The following is an 8,378-nucleotide window of genomic DNA, read 5'->3' as shown; positions in this document are numbered from 1 at the left end:
GCCTGCCGCCAGCCGAAGCTTGCGATCGCGCGCTCGAATATCGGCGGCCAGATCGTGCCGGCGAGGTAGGTGCCGCTCGAGATCAGCGCCAGCGCCGAGCCGCGCCGGCGGTCGAACCAGCGGCTGACATAGATGTACAGGGGCGCATTGATACCGCCGATGCCGATCAGACCGATGAACACGCCGTGGCCGATCCACAACGGCCAAGGCGGCCCAAATGTCGAGATGAAAAGACCAAGGCCGATCATCAGAGATCCGAAGATGACGGTCCAGCGCGTGCCGACCCGTTCGGCGATACGGGACATGATGATGCCGCCGAAGCCCGAGCCGAACCACGCCAGCGAACTGGCGAGCGCTGGAACGGAGCGCGTCCCGTCTACCTCGTTGGCGATGTCCTTGAGCGCGACCGCGGTGATCCAGGCGGCCCCAAATGACATTCCAAGGACGAAGAGCGCGGCTGAGGCAACGGCCCAGGAGGCCTGGGTTTCGACGGAAACTGAAGGGGAATGCGACATTTGACGAGGGCTCGGCTTGCAAGGCCCTTTTACCGTTCGCACAAAATTTCACCACCCTTATCCATGAGGGGCTGATCTTCGCGCGGCAGTGCAGCAACAACAACGCCCGCGCGCGGAGGGAGAGAATCTAGAAAAAACCTTGCTCGATCTTGTTTTCAGACCCTCTCCCTAGGGAGACAAATCCCTGCTCGCATGGCGGAATTTAAGGTTCTCTCGGTCCGGCAAATAGGCTTACTCTAATCCGGCTTTGGTCCCTTGAAAATTGTCGAGGGAATCGAAGCTGTTAAGTGGGTAAACGCCGCTAAACCCAAGTACGGCTATCGTTCGAGCGAATACCGCCGCCGAGGATCGGATGGCCGAACTCTCAAGAGGACCACTTTGGGTAATGCGTAAGGTCCGTGCTGGACGATGGCCTTGCGCTTTCAAATTCCCTGCAACATCCGTTGACGCTCGCGTCTTTCAATAGCGTCGCCTGCTTCGCGCTCCACATTGTCGGGGATGCGGGGGGCTGCCGTGAATTCGCCGAGCGACTGATGCAGGTTTCTGTCAGGTACGATTTTCCGGCTACCAGGGCGGTCGGAGCGTTCATGCTGGGCGCGGCATGCGCGCTGGAGGGGGATATTGCCCCCGCGCTTGAACAGATGGAGCCATCCCACGAAGCAACGTTCGGATACGGGTTCCTGGGGATGCTCCCGGGCGGCATCATGGCCGATACGCTCGCCGGCGCAAATCGCAACGCCGGCGCAAATCGCAACAAGGAAGCGCTGATGCGGCTGCTTGAGGGATCGAGGACACCGGAAGAAGCCGTTTTCGTCCCCGAGCTATGGCGACTGCGTGGGGAACTCGTCTTGAGACAATCGGCTGGCAATGCGCCGGAAGCGGAGCGCCATTTGGGGACCGCGGCACGCCGCCGAGCAGGGAGCTGTTGTTTATCGATTGAGAGCCAGGACCCGGGCTATCCCGGTTGCTTGCGGAGCAAGGTCGACGAGAAGAAGCACGGACCGTGCTCGATGGTGCGAACGCGAACCCGTTGGACGAATGGGAAGGACCCGAGATCGGTATCGCCAGCCAGTTACGGTCGCAGCTTGGCTGACTCCCTTCGGACACGACGGTCAGCAGGAGAAAGTCGCCTGTTGGACCCAAAACGGATATGCTCAATCCCACTGACGATTTGAGATTGCGTGTCTGCTCCACTCCCCAAGGGCGGACATTCGGGGCCCCGAAATTCGGCGAGAGGCGGCTTTCGCAAAACACGCGTTATGGAAGAACTCGGTCGATGGCCGATAAGCAGATGCGCTTGCGCCGCGGGGCGGCTCTTACCGATAGCCATCGTTTTCAAGCACTTCGAACCGTAAGCCATCGCTGTTGATAAAGAAAGCAGGACCCACTTTATTCGAGCGGAACGCAGCTGCGGTCAGCGATCGTCCGAAGCACGCCCCGGTGTCGATGTTAACCCGATTGCACCGAACTTCCGGCGCAGCATTAGCTGTCGGCGTGTGGCCGTGTACGACGAGAGCACCATGCCATTGCCGCGAAGATAAGAACGGCTCTCGGATCCAAAGCAAGTCACGCTCGAGTTGCTCGCTGAGTGGAGTCCCCGGGCGCACTCCCGCATGCACAAAAAAACGCTCTTCCTCGTGAATCCGAACCGGTAACGCTCTGATCCAGGCAAGATGGTCTGCCGGCAACTCAGAAGGGTCATCCAATCCGTAGGCATCCAGCGTGGCCTTTCCGCCGTTATCAAACCATTGCATCAGGTCTGCATCAGATCGCGCTGGGTGAGCCGCTGTTAAGAGCATTTCGTCGTGATTTCCGCGCAAGCAGCGAAAGCGGCATTCGCCTGCCGCCTGCTCTCTCATCAAGAGCGCAATGACTTCGTTCGAGGCGGGACCCCGATCAACGTAGTCGCCTAGCAAAATAAACCCGTGCTCGATGCCACCCGTGTTCTTCCGGCACAACTCAAGCAATGATCGTAGCTCGTCAAAGCAGCCATGGACGTCGCCTATTGCAAATGTTAACGCGTTTTCCATGAAACCGCTTATTGCATCTTTTGGTGGACTAAACGCAACCATTCCCCGAACAAAAAAATCTCGCGGAATATTAACGTGTAGATTTCCAGAGTCCTGAGTCGAATATAGAAGATTTTAAGAGTGATCGCGGGGGAGGGAATGCGACTAAGTATACATCGGGAACCCGGGAGATCGGAGGCACATGCGTTGAGCTCGAATGTGAACGAGCTCGGATATTGTTAGAGTCCCATTGAAAGCCTCGCAGCATCTCGTTTCGAAGAGGCCACTTGCTATTGGCCCTTTCACGATAACGCCGCACCGCAGCCAGGTAAATGAACCAGCGCTCGGGAGACCCCTTGACTGAAATTGAGCGCGCAATCGAGGCAGAGGTCCGGAACAGACCACCGCCGCACGAGCCAAATTCAGTTACGCCGCCGACCGTGAGCGTGCCAAATATGGCGATGCCTGACTACGTCGAGCATAGCGCTGGGGCAACGGAAATCGGAAAGCTGTCTGCCGAGGCTGTTGTCCGTGAACACGAGATCGCAGCAAAAGAGATCGAGGTGATGGGAGCGGAGTTGATCGACCTCGTCAAGCAATGCGAACTCGTAACCCGTAACGCACTCACCGTGAACGAAGAACCGAAAGAAACCGCAGGCCGCTACCGCGAGAAAGCGAAGCGCGTTTTCCGTCCGATTGAGAACTGTTCACAGGTGACGACAGAAGTCCGCAACATCTGCACCGAGCTGCGGGAAAAGATCGCCGCCCGAAGCGCCGTCGCGAAAACGGCGCAGACGTAGTTGGGCGGGCTCAGATTGCAAATCCAAAAACGAGTAGTACGCACGCTCCCCAAAATAATCGAAAATTTCTCGGAAGGGTTGGCAAGTCTGAGAGATGCCAGAAAGCTCTCTGGACTAAATCGATTTGCTGCACCTCATCACATGAAGCTCTATCCCTGCGGCTATCGAACGCGCTGGTGAGATATCAACTGTGCTCAGCAAGAGATCCTCAAAGTCAAATGTGAAAAGCCTGACTATTCCGCCCGGCAATTCCTCTCGCCAACCCACGACCCTATGCAGGCTCGTAAAGTCCCGCTTGATCTCCCACACACTCTTGCCGTGCTCTGTTCGATAGGCGGCCCGATCAGGGTCTTTAATTATCTTGAGAGTTCTTTTATCGGCAACTTGAAGCCTGTAGCGTACGAGCGGTGTATCGAGGTTGCCGCCGTCGATCGCGATTTCCTTTGACGGAAGCTCCGGCAAAGGCGTCTTAGCGGCAAACGACTGGTAGCAATCAACTGTCACTGGAGGAAGCGTTTCGGGAGAGCGTTGCGCGTGGGCACTCGATAACGCGCTGAGAACCAGCAAGAATCCAAGACTGAGTGTTTTCATGCTACACCTCCATCCGACGGTTCACCTTAATTTAACACCCGCGCAGTCAATTCAGAACACATTTCATAATCGATCTGGATGCAAAGAGTGTTTCGGAAGTCTGCCGCGGGGTCGTTAGTCGACGCCGGCAACTTGCTTTATGAACCGCTCGCTCTTCCTTCGTGTGCCCCACACTGCTGCGGAACAGCGCACCAGGTCTGGCGCAAAAGGGGGCTCGCAAGCTAGACGCCATCGAAGAATCAGCCAATGCCTCGTCCCGAAGCTTGCCGCTTTCGGCTTGCACTCTACCAGCCGGAAATCACATCGGGGCAGGCCGCCTACCTATTCGAGTCAGGGGCACAGAGTACCCCGGCAGGCCTCAATTCTTGTAGACAAGCGGTGCCAGCGTCTGACCGAGCGCATAATTCAATCCGACCAGACCACCGAAGACCATCGCGTGATTTTCGCCAAGCTGGGCCGTGAAGGAGGCCAGTCCGCTCCAGGCCGGCGTCAAGGTGAACTGCGTGCCAAGGGTTGCCGTTGCCCAGTCTCGTCCAAGCACGACAGCCGGCATTGAATAGCTGGGCGCAGCAATGGTGGTCAGCGAGGCCGTCACCATCCGGTCGAGCGGATCGAATTCGTGATCCCACGCCAGTTGCACGAAGGGGTGCCATTTGCCCCAGTCGATTCTCGCCTGGTAACCAAGTACGCCCACTTCGGAATTGCGGGTCTGGTCGCCAAACGACAGGCTGGTGAAACTGCCGCTTTCGGTGAAACCGTTGACTCTCGCCTGCTGCAGGATCAGGCCCGCGACCGGGCCATGCGTCACAGTGCCAGCGTGGAAATCGTATCCGATCTCGCCAGCGAGCGAGAGATCATTGCCGTCGGTCGATCCGTTGTTGGCCTGAACGGTGATGCCGATCGGCACAGTCCGGTTTGTATCGTAGCCGAGCCAAGCAGCAGTGCCGGTGACGTCAGCCCACCAGTTCGCGTTGCGATACGCGGCATAGAGACTGAAGGCGACGCTGTCCTGCTTGTAGCCGCCGCCGAGCGAGAAGCTCGGATTGACATAGCCCGTCGTCAGTGCAGCGCCGGCGAGCCAGCCGTTCTGCCATTTATAGTCGACGCCCATGCTCCCGGAGAGCGGATAGCCGGGATCGCCGGGAAATCCAGCCAGACTGTTGTCGAGCTGGAGGTAGGAGAGCTGGCCATTCACCCAAACGTTCCAGCCGGGCTGGCGCAGACGTTGCGCGAGATCGATCTGCTGCTGGATGCCGGTGACGGTCTGGAAAGTGGTCTGGACGGCGGTTTCCGCGAGAAACGATATTTCGCTAGGCGCAACCAGCAGATTGTAGAAATAGTCGGCCTCGATCTGCTGGCCCGCTTCGGTGAGATGAACGCCATCCATGAACAGGTAGGTTTGCGTGGCGTTGGCTGATTGGAGGTAGCCGTGCGCCGTGCTCGGCGTCGTGGTCGGCGCGCAGGTGACGCCGTAACCGGACGTCAGCCCGGACCCGATGGCGGGCAGGCAGGCATAGTTGCTCGGCCCAGTGGCGAGCGGGTCATGGGTGATGCCGAACGCCGCGGGATTTCGCTCCACCGCGGAAAAGGCTGACACGGTGTCCGCCGGAATGAACCTGACACCAGCCGCGGCCAGATCGCTCCAGGTGGCCGAGATGATTGTCTTCGCATAGGACGAGCTCGCCGGATTGTCCAAGGGACCGGGATAATAGTTGCTCATGATGATGGTTCGTGCGCCGGCTGCCTGCAAGTTGGCCAGACTGTTGGTCAGGGCTTGCGCCTCAGCGAGCAGGTAGGCGACCGCGGCCGGAGAAGACGGACCGAACGTGGCGAGCGCAGCACTGGCGTCATTGCCGCCGCTGGCGAGCAAATAGATTGCGTTGGGATTGGCATGGCCATTCGCCGATTCGAGGTAGTTTCTGATCTGGGTCGCGGTGCCCGGGAGCAACGGATTGGGATACTGGTTTCCGGTGGACGTGACCGGAACGAAGCCTGGCGGCACAGCGTAATCAACCGCGTTGCCGATCGCGAAGTTCGTCCCGCCAGGCTGACTTGCGGAATTTGCTGAAAGGCCGAAGAAGCCGGCAAGAATTTGCGCATTGCCGAGCCCTGGGCCAGTCGGGTGGGCGTTCCCGCCTACCGCAAGAGACGCCGCAATCGACGCATCCACACTGGCCACGCCGGTCGAATGCGGCCCGCTGCTCGCGCCGGTGTACCATCCCGTGTCTACGGTGCTGTCGCCAAAGCCGATGAGCTGATTGAAGTTCTGCGCTTCGACTAATTGCGTCGAGCATAAGAACGCAGCGCCGGCAAAGCAGGCAATATTCGAATACATCGCGCCCCCGCTGATCAAGCCTCAGCGACTATTCTTCGTTTCTATGATATATTAGGCGAAGGAACCGGACTACGACCAAGCAAAGAAATTTCTGCCTCCATTGAACAGTCGGCGCATGATTTACCGCCGGGACCTGGGCGGCATGCCGCCCCTCAGAGCGAACACGAAAAACGATTCTCGGGAGAATGACGCTTTCTCGTCGTGAGCGGCAGATAAGGATTGATCACAGCCGGATTCGCAAACTAGGTGTTATGGAAGAAGTCAGACGGTGACCGACTTGGCGATGCCGTCGCCGTCGCACGGACAGCTGCAAACTTGATGCTGCCGTTAACTACATCTTTTAAGATCGAAGCGCTGCTGTCGATTAAGGCTTGTCGGTAACGATCCATTAGGGTTGATTGAGCGGGCCGCCCGCGATTGCGGAGTGGAAGCGAGCTCGACCGAGGCGAACGCGGAATCTCGCGCCGGAGCGGTTCTCGCAGCGAGCGGACCGAAGAAAAGATCGATTTCCAAAGCCGAAATTGCGACGCGGACAGAGTAGGGGCGCGCGGCATGCAGTGGTATGTCTACCTGCTTACAATAGCTACGACCGCCTTGTTCGGCCGGATTACCGTTGGACTCTTCAACCAACCGATGCGGGCAGCATTTCGCCTTCGGCGCATCGCCGTCGAACGGATGCTTTACTTTCGAAAACAATCCCTGCCGAGGTCCAGGGAATTGGCGATCAGTTCTCGAGAGATCCACGAATATGACCAGGCTGTGCGAAACGTGAGAGAGGCGCAGCGGACTTTTAGTGGTCTAGGAATGCTTTTACTTGCAGTCAGCGAAAATGAACCGATCGTCCGGGTCGTGATGGCTCTGTTTGGCTTGAATATGGTGCTTGCAGGCCAAAAGCTGATCAAACTCTCGGAGGTCTATGCAACGGCAAGGACCGATAGCGACGAACTCCGTCACGAAATTGAAAAAGCTGTTCGCGCTGCAAGCCACGCGCTGAGGACGTCCTCTCGCGGTTCATCCGACGACTTGACCAGAATTCGGCCTGAACCGATGTACCTGGGCGACGCGGGATACGCTCGTAAGCGGAATAGGCCGCGAGCCCAACCATCGAGGGTCTCTCGTCACGCAGGGCAAAGGCCTCCCCGGTCGCGGCAATCAATGCCAGGACTGACCGCGTCTACTTCTTAGGTGCCGGACCCATGCGGCAACAGTGTTCCGGTCAAATCCGAACGTGCAGTTCTTTCCGGCGAGCGCGATTCCCCGGATTGGTTCGTCAAGCTGGCCGATCAGGCGCTGTATGCCGCAAAACACTCTGGACAAGATCGCGTCGTCTCCGCTGACAAGGCGCAGGGACGTTTGCAGGGACGGGACGTGAGCGCTTGACCATCAACGAACTAGGTTGCGACGTAAGACCGACGCTTCCGGCCAGGTCGTCATGTCCGTCAAGTTCGGGGCCAAGCCCATCGAGATCGAGAAGGGTAAGGCCGGCATCGTCGTCGGCTCCAAGGAGAAGCTCCCGGCGCTGATCGACGCCGTCCGCTCGGGTGAACTGGATGACCTCTTCAGCCAGGCGGCGAAGTCCGGAGCGATCGAGAAGCCGAAGAAGGCGGTTTGACCAAGGCAGCCGGGCGGCAAAGGATCACCGCCTGGCCTGTTCCGTCAGCGCAGGAGGGCGATCGGGGCTATTTCAAATCAGCCCAGCCTGGTTGGACTCGTGTCGCTTGCCGGCCGAATCGCCACCCCGATCAGCTGCGCCATCGGCATTGTCGGCATCGCAATTCGTTTCGAGTACTTCTCGGCTGTCAACAAGTAGATGCTGTTTCCTCATCTCGGCAAGGCGCGTTCGGCAGTACTCCCGATAGAGAAAATCGAATAAAGCGGGCATGATCGAACCTCGTTGTTTGATCATTTGAACATCCATATACAAGGACTTTAGACGCGTACGAGGTGAACTGGATCACAGTTCAACCGCGTTTATTAGTCGAGGCAGGTACGTCCAGGACCTCGTCCGCTTTGACTCCTCCTCAGAAGATGGTGTAATCGGCCGGCCCAGCTTGTGGATAGCTGAAGATTTTGGGTGCTGCGCTTCAGGCTGATGGTGAAAACGAGGTCCGTGGTGACGGCCTCAAGC

General features: G+C 58.2%; 7 protein-coding genes. 2 read left to right on the top strand and 5 right to left on the bottom strand.

Translation table 11 applies throughout. The annotated features are described in order from the left end of the window. Together WB528_RS16950 and WB528_RS16945 are read right to left on the bottom strand one after the other, a co-directional pair. On the bottom strand, positions 1–515 hold a 515-nt coding region (locus WB528_RS16950; RefSeq protein ID WP_423889563.1), incomplete at its 3' end, for an MFS transporter. 1,316 nt (positions 516–1,831) lie between these two features. Next, positions 1,832–2,545: a metallophosphoesterase family protein gene (locus WB528_RS16945; protein WP_423889562.1), complete on the bottom strand. Its 714-nt coding sequence runs from the start codon at positions 2,543–2,545 to the stop codon at positions 1,832–1,834. A gap of 335 nt (positions 2,546–2,880) precedes the next feature. On the opposite strand from WB528_RS16945, the gene WB528_RS16940 reads away from it, so the two are divergent. Beyond that, entirely contained in the window at positions 2,881–3,324 is a 444-nt protein-coding gene (locus tag WB528_RS16940; protein WP_423889561.1) for a hypothetical protein, read from the top strand. Between the two features lie 114 nt (positions 3,325–3,438). Here WB528_RS16940 and WB528_RS16935 read toward each other — a convergent pair whose 3' ends face one another. After that, positions 3,439–3,915, bottom strand: coding sequence for a hypothetical protein (locus WB528_RS16935; RefSeq protein WP_423889560.1), 477 nt, complete (start codon positions 3,913–3,915; stop codon positions 3,439–3,441). Between the two features lie 358 nt (positions 3,916–4,273). Then, positions 4,274–6,250, bottom strand: coding sequence for an autotransporter outer membrane beta-barrel domain-containing protein (locus WB528_RS16930; protein WP_423889559.1), 1,977 nt, complete (start codon positions 6,248–6,250; stop codon positions 4,274–4,276). Between the two features lie 1,396 nt (positions 6,251–7,646). Between WB528_RS16930 and WB528_RS16925 the strand changes: the two genes are divergently transcribed. After that, positions 7,647–7,862, top strand: a complete 216-nt coding sequence (locus tag WB528_RS16925) for a hypothetical protein (protein WP_423889558.1) — start codon at positions 7,647–7,649, stop codon at positions 7,860–7,862. Positions 7,863–7,934: 72 nt separating this feature from the next. Here the strand turns inward: WB528_RS16925 and WB528_RS16920 are convergent, their stop codons facing one another. After that, positions 7,935–8,156 (bottom strand): hypothetical protein, encoded by a 222-nt coding sequence (locus WB528_RS16920; RefSeq protein WP_423889557.1) that lies wholly within the window; start codon positions 8,154–8,156, stop codon positions 7,935–7,937. Between the last annotated feature and the right edge of the window lie 222 nt (positions 8,157–8,378).

The organism is Bradyrhizobium sp. (assembly GCF_049586575.1).
Taxonomy (GTDB): domain Bacteria; phylum Pseudomonadota; class Alphaproteobacteria; order Rhizobiales; family Xanthobacteraceae; genus Bradyrhizobium.
Note: the sequence above shows the minus strand (reverse complement) of the source record. Positions and strands in the feature narration are given on the sequence as shown.

Coding starts and splice junctions, on each gene's coding strand:
- WB528_RS16945 (WP_423889562.1), bottom strand. CDS start 2,545: ATGGAAAACGCGTTAACATTTGCAATAGGCGACGTCCATGGCTGCTTT.
- WB528_RS16930 (WP_423889559.1), bottom strand. CDS start 6,250: ATGTATTCGAATATTGCCTGCTTTGCCGGCGCTGCGTTCTTATGCTCG.
- WB528_RS16920 (WP_423889557.1), bottom strand. CDS start 8,156: ATGATCAAACAACGAGGTTCGATCATGCCCGCTTTATTCGATTTTCTC.
- WB528_RS16935 (WP_423889560.1), bottom strand. CDS start 3,915: ATGAAAACACTCAGTCTTGGATTCTTGCTGGTTCTCAGCGCGTTATCG.